The 16,974-nt window shown below is 57.3% G+C and carries 14 protein-coding genes; 4 read left to right on the forward strand and 10 right to left on the reverse strand.

What is annotated here, in order from left to right:
* Window positions 1–18 precede the first annotated feature (18 nt).
* Window positions 19–1,197: a purine nucleoside transporter PunC gene (gene punC, locus ABEA08_RS17560; protein WP_345336680.1), complete on the forward strand. Its 1,179-nt coding sequence runs from the start codon at window positions 19–21 to the stop codon at window positions 1,195–1,197.
* 91 nt (window positions 1,198–1,288) lie between these two features.
* On the opposite strand, the gene ABEA08_RS17565 is transcribed toward punC, so the two are convergent.
* The 9 genes from ABEA08_RS17565 to ABEA08_RS17605 all read right to left on the reverse strand — a co-directional run bounded on the left by ABEA08_RS17565 (window position 1,289) and on the right by ABEA08_RS17605 (window position 13,637).
* A complete protein-coding gene (locus ABEA08_RS17565; protein WP_345336681.1) occupies window positions 1,289–2,254 on the reverse strand; it encodes a flavin reductase family protein in 966 nt (321 codons plus the stop codon).
* A gap of 82 nt (window positions 2,255–2,336) precedes the next feature.
* Window positions 2,337–4,013: a hydroxylamine reductase gene (gene hcp / locus ABEA08_RS17570; protein ID WP_345336682.1), complete on the reverse strand. Its 1,677-nt coding sequence runs from the start codon at window positions 4,011–4,013 to the stop codon at window positions 2,337–2,339.
* A gap of 378 nt (window positions 4,014–4,391) precedes the next feature.
* A complete protein-coding gene (locus ABEA08_RS17575; protein ID WP_345336683.1) occupies window positions 4,392–4,964 on the reverse strand; it encodes a LutC/YkgG family protein in 573 nt (190 codons plus the stop codon).
* Complete coding sequence (locus ABEA08_RS17580) at window positions 4,964–6,355, reverse strand: lactate utilization protein B (RefSeq protein WP_345336684.1); 1,392 nt, start codon at window positions 6,353–6,355, stop codon at window positions 4,964–4,966. Before ABEA08_RS17580 ends, ABEA08_RS17575 begins: the two co-directional genes overlap by 1 nt.
* Window positions 6,356–6,367: 12 nt before the next feature.
* Window positions 6,368–7,111, reverse strand: coding sequence for a (Fe-S)-binding protein (locus ABEA08_RS17585; RefSeq protein ID WP_345336685.1), 744 nt, complete (start codon window positions 7,109–7,111; stop codon window positions 6,368–6,370).
* Between the two features lie 91 nt (window positions 7,112–7,202).
* A complete protein-coding gene (locus ABEA08_RS17590; RefSeq protein WP_345336686.1) occupies window positions 7,203–10,037 on the reverse strand; it encodes an FAD-binding and (Fe-S)-binding domain-containing protein in 2,835 nt (944 codons plus the stop codon).
* Between the two features lie 72 nt (window positions 10,038–10,109).
* Window positions 10,110–11,789 carry an L-lactate permease gene (locus tag ABEA08_RS17595; RefSeq protein WP_345336687.1) on the reverse strand — a complete coding sequence of 560 codons (1,680 nt, stop codon included), beginning with the start codon at window positions 11,787–11,789 and terminating at the stop codon, window positions 10,110–10,112.
* A 589-nt stretch (window positions 11,790–12,378) separates the two neighbouring features.
* Entirely contained in the window at window positions 12,379–13,245 is an 867-nt protein-coding gene (locus ABEA08_RS17600) for an LrgB family protein (RefSeq protein WP_345336688.1), read from the reverse strand.
* On the reverse strand, window positions 13,242–13,637 hold the full coding sequence (locus tag ABEA08_RS17605) for a CidA/LrgA family protein (protein WP_345336721.1): 396 nt from the start codon (window positions 13,635–13,637) through the stop codon (window positions 13,242–13,244). Before ABEA08_RS17605 ends, ABEA08_RS17600 begins: the two co-directional genes overlap by 4 nt.
* Window positions 13,638–13,743: 106 nt before the next feature.
* On the opposite strand from ABEA08_RS17605, the gene ABEA08_RS17610 reads away from it, so the two are divergent.
* Both ABEA08_RS17610 and ABEA08_RS17615 read left to right on the forward strand, forming a co-directional pair.
* A complete protein-coding gene (locus tag ABEA08_RS17610; RefSeq protein WP_345336689.1) occupies window positions 13,744–14,106 on the forward strand; it encodes a hypothetical protein in 363 nt (120 codons plus the stop codon).
* Window positions 14,093–14,692: a hypothetical protein gene (locus ABEA08_RS17615; RefSeq protein ID WP_345336690.1), complete on the forward strand. Its 600-nt coding sequence runs from the start codon at window positions 14,093–14,095 to the stop codon at window positions 14,690–14,692. Before ABEA08_RS17610 ends, ABEA08_RS17615 begins: the two co-directional genes overlap by 14 nt.
* Window positions 14,693–14,788: 96 nt before the next feature.
* Here the strand turns inward: ABEA08_RS17615 and ABEA08_RS17620 are convergent, their stop codons facing one another.
* Complete coding sequence (locus ABEA08_RS17620) at window positions 14,789–15,667, reverse strand: LysR family transcriptional regulator (protein ID WP_345336692.1); 879 nt, start codon at window positions 15,665–15,667, stop codon at window positions 14,789–14,791.
* A gap of 125 nt (window positions 15,668–15,792) precedes the next feature.
* Here ABEA08_RS17620 and ABEA08_RS17625 point away from each other — a divergent pair, with 125 nt between their 5' ends.
* Window positions 15,793–16,965 (forward strand): MFS transporter, encoded by a 1,173-nt coding sequence (locus ABEA08_RS17625; RefSeq protein WP_345336694.1) that lies wholly within the window; start codon window positions 15,793–15,795, stop codon window positions 16,963–16,965.
* The last annotated feature ends 9 nt before the right edge of the window (window positions 16,966–16,974 follow it).

Here is a 16,974-nt window from a genome sequence, read left to right on the forward strand (position 1 = left end):
AACAAATGAGTTAACACTATGCGCATTTCCAAACTGGAACTGGTCTATCTGGCTGGCCTGTCGATGCTGGGCTTTATCGCCACCGACATGTACCTGCCCGTCTTTAAAGAGATGGAAGGCTTCTACGGCACCGGCCCTGAGTCCATTGCCCTGTCTCTGTCCATCTTCCTGGCTGGCTTGGCCGGTGGCCAGCTGCTGTGGGGCCTGGCGTCCGACCGCTTCGGCCGTCGCAATACCTTGATGGCCGGTCTGGCACTCTACACCCTGGCCTCGCTGGGTTTGGCGTTTAGCAGCGAAGTTTGGCAACTGCTCAGCCTGCGTTTTGTTCAGGCCATCGGTGTTTGTGCGCCAGCGGTGATCTGGCAAGCCATGGTGATCGATCGCTATCCGGGCGAGAAAGGTCAGCAGATCTTCGCTACTATCATGCCGTTGGTGGCTCTGTCGCCGGCGTTGGCACCGCAGCTAGGCGTCGGCCTGTCACTGGCCTTTGGCTGGCAGAGCATCTTTGTCGCCCTTACCGTACTGGGCGTGGCGCTGGTGGCCATGACCTACCGCATGCCGAACACGATCCCTGCCCGCTCGGAACGCTCTATGGCTGGCGATCTTTCCGCGCTATTGGGCTCGCGTGTATTCATGGGCAACGTCATTATGTTTGGTGCTGCCTCCGCCGCCTTCTTCGCCTACCTGACCGGTATGCCAGAGATCATGGCTAGCATGGGCTACGACGCTAAGGACATCGGCTTGTCGTTCATCCCACAGACCATCGCCTTTATGGTTGGTGGCTATATTGGGAAGAAGCAGGTGGCACAACGGGGTGATAGCGCGGTACTGCGCGCTCTGGTGATCCTGTTTGTTTCGACCGCAGGTGTGTTGTTGCTGGCATCCCAGTTGCCATTGGCCACCATCTGGCCTTTGCTGATCCCCTTCTGCTTCTTGGCCGCAGCCAACGGTGCGTTGTACCCGATCATCGTCAACCGCGCCCTATCCAGCGCGCCGGAATGCGCCGCCACCGCGGCAGGTCTACAGAACAGCCTACAGATCGCCATCAGTTTTGCCGCCAGCGCCGTCGTTGCCGCGTTCGCCAGCCAAGCGCTGTCCGTCGCCGGCATGGTGATCGGCGCTAGTGCGCTGCTGGTGCTGACCGGCTACAGCGTGTCACGCACCGTCAGTGTGACACCGCAAATTGAAAATGCCTAAGCCGCTTATTCTTAGACAATAAAAAGCCGCCGCCCTCAACGTTCGAGGGCGGCGGCTTTTTTACAACGCGTGCCAAGGTTCGTGCCCAGTTTTAATCGTCCAACTCCAGCGTCATATCTCCGGTCACCGTGCTGGAGCAGGCCAAAAACGTCCCCTGCTCTATCTCCTCCTCAGTCAGCCCAAAGACCGAGCTGCTTTGCAGCTTGTCCTTTTCCCCCTGGCACTTGCAGCTGCCACAGACGCCGGTTCGGCACGCCGCAAAGATCGGAATGCCTCCCGCCTCCAAGCTGTCGAGCACCGTCTGGCCTGGCAAGATGGGTAACTCGACGCCATCCACCGATAGGGTGTGCCCTTGCGCCGCCTCCGCCGCGCCGACGGCGGCCGCCGTCGCTGCAGCGTGAAACGCCTCACAATGTACCTTGCTCGCCCCCAACTGCTGCGCCAACGTCTGCGCGCTGACCATATAGCCTTCGGGGCCGCAGATCATCACGCTGCGCGATGCCAGATCGCCCACTGCCTGCAACTGAGCTTCTCCCAGACGATCGCCCTCGCCGCTGAGCAGCCAGTGCAGCTGGAAATGGGGGTACCGCCGGGCTAGGTGCTCCAGCTCCAGCGCGAAGATCTTATCCGCCTCGCTGCGCACACTGAACATCAGCACAATGTCGGCGTCCGGCTCTCTGCGCAGCCGATCTTTGAGCATGGAGAACAAGGGGGTGATGCCACAGCCTGCCGCCAACAGTAACCAGGGCTGATCCCCCGCCAGTTGACTGTGAAACTCGCCCGCCGGGGCCAAGGCTTCCAGCCGATCGCCCATCTTCAGCTGATCCAGCAGATGATTGGACACCCGCCCGCCTTCCACCCGCTTGATCGCCAGTTGCAGGCGGCTGTCGTCTGGGGTTGAGCTTAGGCTATAGGCGCGCACCGAGGTTTGCGCACCGATGGGCACTTTCAGGGAGATGAACTGGCCGGGAATAAAATCCGGCTGCGCGTCTGCCATAAAAGTAAAACGGGTGACATCGCAGGTTTCCGCTTGGACACCGACACAAGTGAGCTGCATATCCGCTCCTATCTAGTGATGAAAAAAGGGACCTGATCCCAAAGAGTCCAGGCCCCGTTCCTTGCAGGGAATGTTTGTCGGCTTACGCCGCCAGAATGTCGTTGAGGTCCTGCTCAACCGTGGTGATCAGGCGCAGGCCAAACTGCTCGTTAAGCGCCGCTACCAGGTTGTCGGTCAAGAACGCCGGCACGGTCGGGCCCACACGGATATCCTTGACGCCCAGCGCCAGCAGGGTCAGCAGGATAGCGATCGCCTTCTGCTCAAACCAGGACAGCACCATGGACAGCGGCAGATCATTGACACCGCACTCAAACGCCTCGGCCAGGGCCAGCGCCAGCTGGATGGCGGAGTAGGCATCGTTGCACTGACCGACATCGAGGAAACGCGGAATGCCGTTGATCTCCCCAAACTCCAGATCGTTGAACTTAAACTTGCCGCAGGCCAGGGTCAGGATCAGCGTATCCTGTGGCGCCTGAGCGGCAAACTGGGTGTAGTAGTTACGCTCGGCCTTATCGCCGTCACAGCCACCCAACAAGAAGAAGTGCTTGATGTTGCCCGCCTTGACCTGATCGATCACCGCAGGCGCCGCCGCCATCAGGGCGTTACGGGCAAAGCCGGTGGTGGTGTAATGGGGGATCTCATCGTACTTGAAACCTTCTTGCGCCAGGGCGCAGTCGATCACCGCGGAGAAGTCCTCCCCTTCTAGGTGCGTTACGCCAGGCCAGCCGACGATGGAGCGGGTAAACAGACGATCGCCATAGCCTTCAATGCCGCGGCCCGGCTCAGGATCGATCAAGCAATTGGAGGTCATCACGATGGCGCCGGGGAAGTTGGCAAACTCCTTTTGCTGGTGCTGCCAAGCGGTGCCGTAGTTACCCACCAGGTGCGGGAACTTGTGGCCCAGCTCTGGGTAAGCGTGGGCCGGCAGCATCTCACCGTGGGTGTAGACGTTGATCCCTTTGCCCTGGGTCTGCTCAAGGATGTGCTGCAGATCGATCAGATCATGACCGGACACCAGAATGGCCTTACCGGCCACCGGCTTCATGTTCACCTTGGCCGGCTCTGGGTGGCCAAAGGTGTCGGTTTCACCTCTGTCCAGCAGCTCCATCACGCCGTAGTTGACCATGCCGATCGCCATGGACAACTCGAGCAATTCGCCCATCTCAGAAGGATCTTCGCCCAGGCGAGCCATGATGCGGTGGAATTCGCCGAACAGATCACGGCTCTGCTGGCCCAGCACGCGGGCATGCTCTAAGTACGCCGCCACGCCTTTGAGGCCATACAGACACAGCAATCGCAGGCCCATGATATCTTCGCCCACCTCAGACAGGCCACGGTTGACCATGGTTTCCGGAGCGCGCGCCAACATCGCCGCCTTATCGACGCTCAGCTCGAACTGACCCGCGCCAAGGGGTGTCTCGGCGGTGGCCAGGGCCTGGGTACAGGCGGCCAGGTAGGCGTCTTTCATGCGGTTGCGCAGCGCCATGGCACGCTCGGTATAGGCCACCAAGCGCTTAGCATCAAAGTTCACGTTGGTCAGGGTAGAGAAAAACGCCTGGGGCACATAGGCATCCACTTCGGCATCGACGATGTCGTACTGACGGGCCAGGTGCGCATAGGCGCTGACGCCCTGCAGCAGGTAGACCAGCACATCTTGCAGATCGGAGATCTCCGCCGTCTTGCCGCACATCCCCGCGGTGTAGGCGCAGCCATTACCAGCCGGAGTTTGGATCGTTTGCTCACACTGTACACAAAACATAGAACACCCTCTTAAGTTGCATTTTGCCTGCATGTTTTGTTTTAGCCTACTTGCTCCGCCAGGAAAAAGCATGCATTTCTTGTGCATGTTTTAATTCGCATTGAGCCAGATCACAAAATTACGCAAGCAAGATAAATGTCCACACCAATTCCAAGGTCATAAGACATTAATCCTTATAGTGTTATTGCAAGGAAAGGGAGCAAAGGCTGGGTACCCAGGAAAGATACATGGGTGTATTAGAAGCATTAAAGGCGTGAGATGCCGAGCGAGAGCAAAAGGCTGAGTGCAGGGTCCTCTCGTATAAGCGATGCGCAACGGGCTATCGCGCGAAAAGGCCCGCCACTTCGATGGCGGGCCTTGAAGGTGCCTAAACGACGCCTACTCGAGCAAAAATACCGTCATCGAGCAGGCACCGTGTGCGCCGATCACCAAGGCTTGTTCGATGTCAGCGGTTTTCGACGGACCTGAAATGAAAACACCATGATGACCGCTCGGTAGACCGGTGGCGGGCACCGCCTGATGCATGGTCATATGCAGCGCATCAGCACGAAGCAGGACCGCCAGGTGCTCGGTGATGTAAGGCAGCGCGCGTTGGCCACAGTCATCGTCCAACACAAATACCGCGCCGTTTTCCGCCACCCCGAACCTGGCTTGGATCAGGGCATGCTTCACATCCTGCAAGGCATGTGGAGTGTCATCAAGCGCCCGATTGCCCTTGAGCGTCTCGATCATCGACAGTACCTGCTCGCCTTCGGCCATGCGTCGATCGAGGTACTGTTGGATCTCCGTCAGGCTTCCTACTCGATATAAGCTGCCGCCGACCTTGGCTAGGCTGGCTTCAAACTGTTCAGAGAGATCACTGTCATCAACAGCAATGTCGATCTCCGGCATCGGGGGCTGAGGCAAATCCACTGTTTCTAAGGCATCTAAAATGGCATTACGGCTGGACATCATTTGTTCTCCCGATGCTGTTTAAACCAATGCTCGAATGAGCCCGTGGTCGGCGCCTGAGGCAATTCGCGGTGCTCTGTCCATGCGCCTCCCAAGGGGTTCATGACCGCGCCAGGTAAGATCCGCAGCGCACCCCGAGCGACCCCCATGCCGACGTTCAACATGCTCTCATTACCCATCATACTGCCGACCAGCGGCATATAACGACGCTTACCGTATGGCAGCTTGCCGCTATCGGCATGCAGTTTGCGCCAGTGGTGAATGATGGTGTCCAGCGGCACTTTGGTGGGGCACACCTTGGTGCAGGAGCCGCACAAGGTGCAGGCCCAGGCCATGGAGTGGGTTTCGTCATTACCGGCCGACACCGCGATCCCGATCGGGCCGGGGATCAGCGCGTTGTAGGCAAAGCCGCTAGAACGCCGATAGACTGGGCAGGTATTGAGGCAGCCGCCGCAACGGATACACTTGTAGGCCTCGGCCAACAGCGGATCCTGAAACAGCTTAGAACGACCATTGTCGACCATAACAATGTGCATCTCCCCGCCCGCCTTCGACCCTTTGTAGAAACTGGTGTAGGTGGTCGACGGCTGACCCGTGGCGTTGCGTGCCAGGGTCCGGGTCAAAACACCAACGGCCTCCAGATCCGGTACGATCTTATCGATCCCCATGGAGTGGATCTGCAAGGGCGGCAGGTTCACCCCCATGTCCGCATTGCCCTCGTTGGTGCAGACCACCACCGCCCCCTCCGATGCCACCGCCATGTTCACGCCGGTCAAAGCCGCATCGGCAGTCAGGAAGTGCTCACGCAGATGGGCACGGGCCTGTTTGGTCAGATAGGTGGGGCAAGATGCGCCTTTCTCTGAGCCGATCTTTTCATGGAACAGCTCCCCCACTTCCTCCTTTTTCAGATGGATGGCGGGCACCACAATGTGGCTGGGTGGCTCCTTGCGCAACTGAATGATCCGCTCGCCCAGATCCGTGTCGATCACCTCGATCCCCTGTGCCTCCAGGTAGGGATTCAAGTGGCACTCCTCGGTCAGCATCGACTTGGATTTCACCAGCTTTTTGACCTGATGGCTAGCCAAGAGCTGATGCACGATCCGATTGTGCTCCTCGCCGTCGGCCGCCCAATGCACCTGGATCCCATTGTGCTGACAGTTGGCCTCAAACTCTTTGAGGTAGCCCGCCAGATTGCCCAACGTGTGCAGTTTGATCTCGGAGCCCAGCTGCTTGAGCCGCTCCCATTCATCGCCGCCTACGCTCTCGGCGGCCAGATCCCGTTTGTGTCGCAGTGCCCACAAGGCTTTGTCGTGCCAATTGACCCGCTCTTCGTCCTGATTGAACTTGGCCGCCGCACTGGCATGACTTTCCATTTCACCGATTAACGCCATATGAGGGTCTCCTTACAGGACCTGATTAATGAGTTCGGCAATGTGCAGGGTTTTGATCCCGTGCCCTTGCCGACGAAGTACGCCATCGAGGTGCATCAAGCAAGAGGGGTCGTAGCCCACCACAAAATCGGCACCGGTATTTGCGTGGGCCAGCGCCTTGTCCTTGCCCATCTTGCCGGAGACCGCGCCCTCATCCAGAGCGAAGGTGCCACCGAACCCACAACACTCATCACGGCGCTCGGGATAGCGGATCTCGATCCCCTCAATATGGGAAAGCAGGGCCTCCACCTTGTTGTAGCTGCGCCCTTTGGTTTCCGATGGGGTCGCCAGCTCCAACATGCGGATCCCATGACAGGACAGCTGCAAACTGACCGGGTGCTTGAATGCCTTATTAAAGCGCTCCAAGCCGTGAATATCGTGCAGAAACTCGGTGAGTTCCTTAAGTTTGCCGATCACTTGTGTCGCTTCTGGGCTGCAATCAAACTCGTGAAAGTTCTCCTTCGCCGCCACCAGACAGGATGCGGCCGGACAAACGACATAGTCACAGTCCACGCCCTTAAAGGCATCGAGCAACTTAAGGGTGGTTTTCTTCGCTTCGTCAAAGCAGCCCGAGTTGGTCATGGGCTGGCCACAGCAGGTCTGGCCCTTGGGCAGGATCACCTCATGGCCCAGCTTCTCCAGCAGCTCCACGGTGGCGATCCCGACCTGAGGGAGCATATGGTTGACCAAACAGGGAATAAAAAGCGCAATTTTCATCAGTACTTCCTAACTGAATGGAGGGCTACACTGCCCCTTGATATCGCAAAGGGCCCGGTCATTGAATTCCGGGCCCTGACGGTTACGCGTGCTAAGCCTTTGGTTTGGAGGCGCGATCCAACAGGCTCAGAATGTTCTTGTAGGGGATCCCAGAATGAGTGGTGAGTCCCACTTCACAGGTGGCCGATACCGAGTAACCACTGGTACAGCCTTGATCTTTGGTCTCCTCCTTTAAATGACGAAGACCGTGCTCATTAAGCTCAGGGAAGTTCATACCGCGGTTGCCCGCCATGCCACAACACCCGACTTTTTCCGGCACCACCACCTCGCTGGCGCACAGCTTGGCCAGGCCGACCAAGTCATCAACGATCCCCAGCTTACGGCAGGTACAGGTCGGGTGGACCGCGATCTTCTCCTCGATCGGCGTGATCGCTAGACGGTCCACCATGTACTTCATGGCAAACTCCTCCGGCCCCAACAGCGTCAAGCGCGTATCACAAGCCCGGCGCATCCGCTCCAGACAGGCGGTGGTCTCGACCAAGATCGGGTGCTCACCATTGCCCGAGACGTCAAGCAACCAATCCGATAGCTGATTGGATTTGGCGTCCGCCTGCTCGTCGTGGCCATAGGACTCCCACGGCTGACCGCAACACATCCCCTCAGGCTTGTGGCCGCTCAGCATCTCAAGGCCGCATTTTTCAAACAGCGACTTGATAGTCTCCGGCACCGAGCGTTGATCTGGGTGCTGCGGTGAGGTGCCCATCATTCGGTTCAAACACGCTGGGAAATACACCGCTTTGGTGTCACCCATGGTGTGCAGCTGAGGCAAGGCCTTGCCACGCTTGGGCATACCCGGCGTCCATTGTGGTACCGGCAACCCCACCTTACGCATCCCTTTGGTCAACGCGCTGATGGCGCCATCCCCCGCCACCGAGCGCACCACATCGGTGCCCGCCAACGCAAAACGGGCCACACTTTCCAGTGATGAAAACTTGTCGGCACTGAATTGGGAGATCTTACGCTCCCCTTCGGAGGCGTTTTCAGCCCGCAATGCCTTAACGTATTTGCCGGTATCGATCCCCATGGGGCAAGCCGTTTTACACAGCCCATCCGCGGCGCAGGTATCCAGACCAAAATACTGATACTGCTGCTTCAACTCGGCCAGTACCTGAGGCTCGTCACCGGTGGTATCCAGAGTTTTGATCACCCGGGCCACCGCCGTACGCTGGCGCGGTGACAGGGTCAGGCCGTGGGCAACGCAATGACTCTCACAAAAACCACACTCGATACATTTGTCGACGATCTCATGTACCGGCGGCAGAGGCTTAAAGCCCTTAGAGTGCGCCTTGGGGTCAGGGTTGATGATCACCCCAGGATTGAGCATCGCGGCAGGATCAAACAGGTTTTTCACCCGCTGCATCATGGCGTAGATCTCGCTGCCCCACTCCTTCTCAACAAAGGAGGCCATGCCAAATCCGGTACCATGCTCCGCTTTCAATGAACCGTCGTATTTCACCGCGACCAGCTCAACCAACTTCTCCATAAAGCGATCGAAGCGGTCAACCTCTTCTGGACTATCAAAGTTCTGAGCAAAGATAACATGGTAGTTACCTTCCAGCGCATGGCCGTAAATCACCGCATCTTCGATACCCAGATCAATGAACAACTGCTGTAACTCGATGGTAGCCTGCGGCAGCACCTCAATCGGAAACGCAATATCCTCAATGATGCAGGACGTACCTTTAGGCCGCATCGAGCCGGCCACTGGGAACACCGCCTTACGAATGCTCCACATGTTGGCGATCTCGGCCGCATCCTGGGTGAACTCCACCGGCTGGCACAGGCCATGATTAGCCATGATCTCCGCCATCTTGGCGGTATTGGCGTCGATATCGGCTTGGCTCATGCCAAAGGTTTCAAACAGCACGGCAGTGACGTTTTCGTCAATGTCATTGATGAACTCAGGTGTCTCATACTTGGAAGCCGCCACAGCTTGCAGTGCGAGGTTATCCAGCAGCTCCGCCGCATTGGTTTCTTCAAACGCTTTTTCTCGCAACTCAACGATGGCTTCGCAAGCACCACGCAGTGAGTCAAAGTAAACCAAACCTGTGGCACTGTGGGTCGGCTTGGGTACACTCTTCATCGTGACTTCTGACAAAAATCCAAGTGTGCCTTCCGAGCCCACCATAAGGTGCAGCAAAATATCAAAGGGGTCGTCATGATCGACGAACGAATTCATGCCATAACCGGTCACATTTTTGATCTCGTATTTGCGCTTGATGCGTTCACTGATCGCCGCATCGGCTCGGATCTCATCGCGCAGCTGCGACAGCTGGTCGATGATGCTGGGGTGGGAACACAAAAACTGCTCCCGACTTTGCGCGTCTGCGGTGTCCAGCACGGTGCCATCGGCCAACACAATGCGCGCCGACTCAATCAACCGATAGCTGTTGTGGCGGGTGCCGCAATTCATGCCGGACGCGTTATTGGCCACAATGCCGCCCACCATGGCCGAGGCGATGGTGGCCGGATCCGGTCCAAACTTCCAGCCGTAAGGAGCCAGCGCTTGGTTGACCTTGGCGCCGATCACGCCAGGTTGCAGACGGACCCGCTCGCCCTCATCCAGCACTTCGAGATCGGTCCAGTGCTGCCCGGCGACGACCAACACCGAATCACTCAGGGCCTGACCGCACAAAGCCGTGCCCGCTGCGCGGAAGGTCACCGGACGCTTAGCCAGAAAACACTCAGTCATCACCTGCGTCAGCTCGGCTTCATTTTTGGTATGCACCACCAACTGTGGCCGCTTCTGATAGAAAGACGCATCAGTGCCCCAGGCGACCCGGCGCAGCGAGTCGGAAAACACCTGAACGGGACTTAATACGCTGGCCAATCGGTTGGCCAGCTCCGTGACATTGGACTGCAACATAAGCACTCCTCTCCTCAATTCTTGTTAAGACGAAACGCCGGGCATCACTGCCCGGCGCTTGTTCAGACCGATTTAGAAACCGCCCCAGATAAAGGCGATGGTGCCCGCGAGCATGGCGTAACCCAGCGCAACCGGCATGGTTTTGCGAATGATCTCGGACTCACGTCCGGCCATGCCCACTACGGTTGCCGCAGCCACCACATTCATCACGCACATCATGTTGCCCGCGTTAGCACCGATCCCCTGCAGTGCCAGCACCAGGGCCTGATTCATACCGATGTTTTCCGCCACTCCAAATTGCAGGCCGGAGAACATCATGTTGGAGAAGGTGGCCGAGCCAGACAGGAAGGCACCAAATATGCCCACCACCGGAGCCATCCAGGCCCAGACCGCGCCCATGGAGCCAGCCAGTAATTCCGCCAGCTGGGTCGGCATGGAGCCAAGACCTGCGGCGTTTTGACCGGAGTTGAGGAAGATCTTCACCATCGGCACAGAAGCGCCCAAGGAGATGATGGTGGGGACCATGGATTTGCAAGAGCCGGTGAAACCACTCTTAAACGCTTCCGGCTTCATCTTGAAGACAAAGTAGCCCAGCAGACACACCGCGATAAAGAACGCGCCAGGCGCGTACAAAGTGGCAAAACCCGCCTTAAGATTGGTCCCCATGATCTCCGTCCAGCTGATATTAAAACCGGTCAGGAAGGATTTGAGCGGCGCCACGGTGCGCGACAGTACCAGCAGTGCCGCCATCACCAGGTAGGGAGTCCAGGCCGCCAGTTGCGAGAACTGAGGCTGGGTCGCCGCGGCCCCAACCGACTGAGGTTGACCGGCAAACGTCGGCTTCTCTTCAGCTTTCGGATCGTTTTCGGCGAAGTCGTTCCACTCCTGAGCGGGCAGCAAGAAGCCTTTTCGGGCCGCCGGGATCACAATCGCCATCCCCACCAGAGCACCGATCACCGACGGGAATTCCGGCCCCGCAAAGAAGTTGATGGTGAAGGCGGGTACGGTAAAGGCCAGACCCGAGAACAGCGCAAACTTCCAGATCTGCAGACCTTCGGCAAACGACTTGTTGCGACCGAAAAAGCCGGTCAGGACGCACACCATCACCACAGGGATCAGCGAACCGGTGATGAGATCGATGGTGATCATGTGCATAGCAATAAACTGCGCGTAGTCGGCAAAGCTGCCGCCGTGCTCGGCGATCTGTGCCGCCGCCATGCTGACGCCACCTTCCATCAAGCCCTGCTCCATGCCAAACAGCACAGGCAGACCAATGGCACCGAACGACACTGAAGTGGAATCGGCGATCAAAGCCACCACCGCGGCAGCCACCGGTGGCACACCCAGCAGCACCAACAAAGGCGCACCAATGGCGGCAGGCGTGCCGAAACCGGCTGACCCCTCAATAAAGGAGCCAAATAACCAACAGATGATGATCACCTGCACCCGCGCATCGCCGCTGATATTAGTAAAACCGCTGCGAATGGTGTCCATCGCTCCGGAATTCTTCAGGGTATTGAGCAGGAATATTGCACCAAAAATAATGGACAGCGGCGTCAGAGCAGCGTAAAAGCCCTCGACAATGGATGCCATCAGATAGGTGGTATCCATTTTCCAGACAAATAATGCCACCAGGCCGGTTAATACTGCGGATATCGGCATAGCGCGCGAAGCGGGCATGCGCATTATGACTAGAAATACTAAAACAGAAAGTATTGGTGTCAATGTGGCAAGAGTTTGAATAAAGGTCACCAGAGCCTCCTCGCTGTAAGTCCCTTTTAAATACTTGTCGTGTTAAATTCCATTGCTCAGCCCAACCCGGTTGGCCCTAGTTGGCTCACACTCTTATTCAACAGAGTTATTCTTTCTTACCCGAGGCAGAGATAGTGTGATCCACATCAAGCCTATTTGCCTGTTTATAACTTACAACCCATGAGCCCACACCCGCTCACAAACATCGCTCATTCGTGTTTGTAAACTACAAATTTACCCATCCTTTAGCTACGTTACAGAGCCCACAACCAGAACCATGAGACCACGTAAAACAACATACCTAACAAACATAAATGACTGTGAACTTAACCTGCAGCTCACCCAAGCCATGCCAGCACATTCAACTAAACGGCACACTATTAAGTAGATCAACCTACCAATCTTGTCTTGCCCAAGACTATCAAAGCGAACCAAGCCATCTGGCCCTCAAATTCCGTCACAAGGAGTCAAGGAGAGTCCACTTCCAAGAAATTAATAACGATGGGAATTATTGACGCAGTGCAATGTGGATAGAATGTCTCGCATCAAAATATAAAAGGCAGACGTGCGAACGAACATATATGGTTATCTAAATGAGGCAGAGCAGGAACTTTTGGTAGCAAAAATACAATATCGTTATTTTAGATCCGCAAAGGACGTCAATTCCCTGATTTTCTGTTCCTAAACCGGAACTGCTCGCATCAAAATTTGCTTTATTGGAGCCAGCCCCTTCGCACTTACCACCAAAATCGCACCAACCAAGGCACCAATACACTGCTAAGCAAAGCGGATAAAGCCATCGCCAAACCGCAAATGAGCCCATTTCTACATTCAACTGAAAACCGCGGGCCGTGCCCACCCCATGGGCGGCACTGCCTAGCGCGACCCCCTGCACCGCCGGATCGCGGATCCCGCACCGCGACATTAATCCCGGCCCGATCACGGCACCGAAGATCCCGGTGGCGATCACCACGCAGGCCGTTAATGAGGGTATCCCGCCGATAGCCTGACTGATCCCCATGGCTACCGGCGTAGTCACAGACTTCGCCAGCAAGGATCGCTGCACCAGCTCATCGGCTCCCAGCACAGAGGCGATCAACAACGCACTGCTTAGGGTGATCAAGATCCCCGTCAATAAGGCCACCGCTACCGGCAGCGCCATCTGCCTGAGTTTGCCCAACTGTTGATACAGCGGAACCGCCAAGGCCACAGTGGCGGGTCCCAACAAGAAGTGAACGAACTGCGCCCCGGCAAAATAGTGCTGATATTCTATCCCAAACAACAGCAGGCCCGAGGCCAAGACCGCGATAGCCGTCGCGACCGGATGCAGGTAGCCAGGCCGCCCTAAACGCTCATACAACTGAACCGACAGGCTGTAGATCAGCAACGTCGCCGTCAATCCCAGCAGCGGTGAGCCGGAAAGATAAACCCACAAACCATCCCAATCCGGATTCAAAGTCTCCGTCTCCAAGGCTTAGCGAGCAACCATTGCAAAACCCAACCAGTCGCCAACAATGTCGATACCGTACCCAACACAATCACGGTCACAATGGGTAGCCAGCTGTCTTGCAGCAGCTCCAGATACAGCACGATCCCCACGCCAGCCGGTACAAACAGCAACGCCAGATGGCGCAACAAGGTTTCTGCCGTCCGCTCCAATGCGGCAACGGGGCGCCGTCGCAGCCAAAGGGCAAACAGCAGCAACAACATACCGATCACAGGGCCCGGGATCGGCACTCTGCTGAGTAGGCTGATCGACTCCCCCGCCAACTGAAACAACAGCAACACAATCAACCCGTTGATCCGCTCCAATCGCTTGTCCCCTTGCTCCTGTTTCACGCCGACCATCGACGCCAAGATCTGGCGCCTGAGCGCCCTTCAACAACAACGCTTCCCAGTTCCAACCAACACAGGTACTGTTGTTTGTGACACAGTGCACACTACGGAGTCTGATATGTCCATTCGAGTTTGCTCGCTAATGGCCCTGTTTACCCTGCTGACCGGCTGCGCCCAATACAGCAACAATCGAGGCGTCGAGGTAGGCTGGCAAAGCGAATGGGATGCTCAACTGGTGAAAGGGCAAACGCAGCGCAGCGAGGTCTTAGCCAAACTGGGGCCGCCTTCGCAGATGGTGGCACTCGGAGACAAAAGCGCGCTCTACTACCTGTTTGAGAAAGCCAAAGGGGAAGCGCTGATCTTGGTGTTCTACAACAAGCTGGATGTGAATACCCAATACGATCGCGCGGTGTTTTTCTTCGATGAGAACGACACCCTGACCGACTACAGCACGGTGATCTATGCCGATGATCCCTCTTAACCGCCCACGACTCAACGCCCTGGCTTCGCTGCTGATCCTGCTTAGTCTGTGCGGCTGTACCATCAATCAGTATCAGATGGGCCAGCCGATCGCCCAGCGCAGCGGCATAAGCCACTCGCCCACACTCACTGAAGTCCTCACCCTACTCGGCGCACCGGTCCGATTGGCGGCAACCCGCTCAGGCTACGTGTTAGCCTGGGAGCATTGGCAGATCCGGGAGGACGACATCGGCCTGAGCTTGCGCGGCACCGGGGCAGATTTCCTCAATTTTGACTGGGGCCAGGCGCGGGTCCAAGGCGAGTTTCTGCTGCTGACCTTTGATCTGGATGACAGACTCAGTGGCCAAAGCTTCCACCAACTCGACAGCAAGTTAGGCGGCGGCCAATCGGTGCAGCCCCTATTCAGCCTTGTCCCCGTGGTCGACGTCTCCGACTTGCTCAACGAATTACCCCAGCACACCTGGGGCGCCATGTCGCTGGACTCTCTGCCGCAAACACTGAATCACCTACAGCGCATCGAAAACGGCCAGTTGGAGCAGCGGGGCACGCCCACCGGCACCGGACAACGCAGTTTAGAGATGCTGTAACGCACCCATGTGGCCCGGCAGCCGCCCTGGATGTCTGTCCCTCTCAGCGCCAACAAAAGAAGCGACGGGGCTCTTAATGAAAGAGCGTCCAGACAGTTAAAGCGTGAGCCGCGGCTGCAGAAAATCGAGGAAGACCTGGATACGGGGCGATAATACACTGTGGCGGTAATACACCGCACTCACGGTTTCACGCTCGGGTTGCGCGATCTTGTCAGTGGTCAGCACAGAGATCAGCCGACCCTGCTTGAGATCTTCCTGCACCATAAACTGCGACAAGCAGGCAACGCCTTCGCCTGCCAACGCCAGTTGCCGAACGGTGATCCCGCTCGAAGCGGCAATAGAAGGCTGGATCTCACCACCGCCCGCCAGCGGCCAACGATTGAGATTGGCGCTGGCAATAAAGCCCAGTAACCGATGCTGGATCAACTGCGCAGGCGCTGTTGGCGTGCCGTATTCGGCCAAATAACTCGGACTGGCCACAATGTGCAGCGGACTGTTGCCCAGCGCACGGGCATGCAAGCTGGAGTCCTGCAACGCCCCGACCCGGATCGCCACATCGGTACGCCGCTCCAACAGATCGATCACCCCATCACTGGCACTAAGCTCAAGTTCAATGTCCGGGTAGGCCCGTAAAAATTCGCCAACATGCGGCACGATCTGATGTTGCATAAACGGACTGGCGGCATCCACCCGCAGACGTCCAGCGGGCAACTGCGTGCTGCCCAGCCCCTCTTCTGCGGCGGCTAACCCCGCAAGAGCGGGTCGTACCGCGTCAACAAAGCGCGCGCCCTCATCGGTCAGCTCCAACCTTCGTGTGGTTCGATTCAGCAAGGTGGTGCCCAATTGCTTCTCAAGCCGAGTCACAGCACGGGAGATCTTCGCCACCTGCACCTGCAGCGCCTGTGCAGCCGCGGAAAAACTGCCACTGTCCACCACAGCTAACAGCAGTTGCAGATCATCTGAACGGGTCTTCATGGTATTACCTTTTCATTTTTAACAAAGGTATTTTGCTCAACTGTGCATTTTTCGCAAGGTTCAATGTGAGGATAATCGCCGTCATCGAATTGGGGCCTGTCCCCGTTATCCACAGGAGCGCGATGATGCCCATTGCCCTATTTGCTTTGACCTTAAGTGCCTTTGCTATCGGCACCACCGAATTTGTTATCGTGGGTTTGATCCCCACCATGGCCGCCGATCTCGGCGTTTCTATCCCATCCGCTGGCCTGCTGGTCAGCCTTTACGCCCTGGGTGTTGCCATCGGCGCCCCCGTGCTGACCGCGCTGACCGGTCGCTGGCCACGAAAACGTGTACTGCTGGCCGTAATGAGCCTATTCGTCGGCGGCAACCTGCTCGCATGGCAAGCGCCGGGATACGAGTCGCTTGTGCTGGCGAGGATCCTCACCGGGTTAGCCCACGGTGTCTTTTTCTCTATCGGATCGACCGTGGCCACCAGCTTGGTGAGCAAAGAGAAAGAGGCCTCGGCCATTGCGATCATGTTTACCGGCCTCACCGTGGCACTCGTGACGGGCGTTCCGCTGGGCACCTACATTGGCCAGACATTTGGCTGGCAGTCGACGTTTTTGGTGGTCTCTCTGCTAGGCCTGATCGCCTTGATCGGTTCGGCCGCATTGATCCCTGCCAACTTAAAGCAACCACCGGCGGCGAAGCTGGCGGATCAGTTAAGCGTATTGACCCAACCGCGCCTGCTGTTGGTGTATGCCATTACCGCGCTGGGCTATGGCGGTACCTTTATCGCTTTCACTTATTTGGCGCCAATTCTCGAGCAAGTCTCCGGATTTAACGCCAACTGGGTCGGTGCCATCCTGCTGATCTACGGTGTATCGGTCGCCATCGGCAACATCTGGGGCGGAAAACTGGCAGATAGCAAAGGTCCGGTCGGGGCGCTGACCGTCATTTTCATCGGCTTAGCGGCGGTGTTGCTGCTGTTGAACCTTACCGCTTACAGCAAGATAGGCGCCGTGCTGACCATTCTGATCTGGGGCGCCTTCGCTTTCGGTAATGTCCCTGGTCTGCAAGTCTATGTCGTGCAACTGGCCCAGAAACACACGCCCAATGCCGTGGATGTCGCCTCCGGATTAAACATCGCTGCATTCAACGTTGGGATAGCGCTGGGCGCATGGGGTGGTGGCTTGGTTGTCGAGGGCGCCAGTCTGATGGACACCACCTGGATCGGGGCACTGATCGTCCTGCTGGCGCTGGCATTAACCCGCTACAGTGGTCGCCTCGATCAGCGCGAGGCCGGTGTCGCTTAGGGCACAGGA

The organism is Ferrimonas pelagia (assembly GCF_039543565.1).
Taxonomy (GTDB): domain Bacteria; phylum Pseudomonadota; class Gammaproteobacteria; order Enterobacterales; family Shewanellaceae; genus Ferrimonas; species Ferrimonas pelagia.

Coding starts and splice junctions, on each gene's coding strand:
- ABEA08_RS17575 (WP_345336683.1), bottom strand. CDS start 4,964: ATGTCCAGCCGTAATGCCATTTTAGATGCCTTAGAAACAGTGGATTTG.
- hcp (WP_345336682.1), bottom strand. CDS start 4,013: ATGTTTTGTGTACAGTGTGAGCAAACGATCCAAACTCCGGCTGGTAAT.
- ABEA08_RS17605 (WP_345336721.1), bottom strand. CDS start 13,637: ATGGTCGGCGTGAAACAGGAGCAAGGGGACAAGCGATTGGAGCGGATC.
- ABEA08_RS17590 (WP_345336686.1), bottom strand. CDS start 10,037: ATGTTGCAGTCCAATGTCACGGAGCTGGCCAACCGATTGGCCAGCGTA.
- ABEA08_RS17565 (WP_345336681.1), bottom strand. CDS start 2,254: ATGCAGCTCACTTGTGTCGGTGTCCAAGCGGAAACCTGCGATGTCACC.
- ABEA08_RS17625 (WP_345336694.1), top strand. CDS start 15,793: ATGCCCATTGCCCTATTTGCTTTGACCTTAAGTGCCTTTGCTATCGGC.
- ABEA08_RS17585 (WP_345336685.1), bottom strand. CDS start 7,111: ATGAAAATTGCGCTTTTTATTCCCTGTTTGGTCAACCATATGCTCCCT.
- ABEA08_RS17615 (WP_345336690.1), top strand. CDS start 14,093: ATGATCCCTCTTAACCGCCCACGACTCAACGCCCTGGCTTCGCTGCTG.
- ABEA08_RS17580 (WP_345336684.1), bottom strand. CDS start 6,355: ATGGCGTTAATCGGTGAAATGGAAAGTCATGCCAGTGCGGCGGCCAAG.
- punC (WP_345336680.1), top strand. CDS start 19: ATGCGCATTTCCAAACTGGAACTGGTCTATCTGGCTGGCCTGTCGATG.
- ABEA08_RS17610 (WP_345336689.1), top strand. CDS start 13,744: ATGTCCATTCGAGTTTGCTCGCTAATGGCCCTGTTTACCCTGCTGACC.
- ABEA08_RS17620 (WP_345336692.1), bottom strand. CDS start 15,667: ATGAAGACCCGTTCAGATGATCTGCAACTGCTGTTAGCTGTGGTGGAC.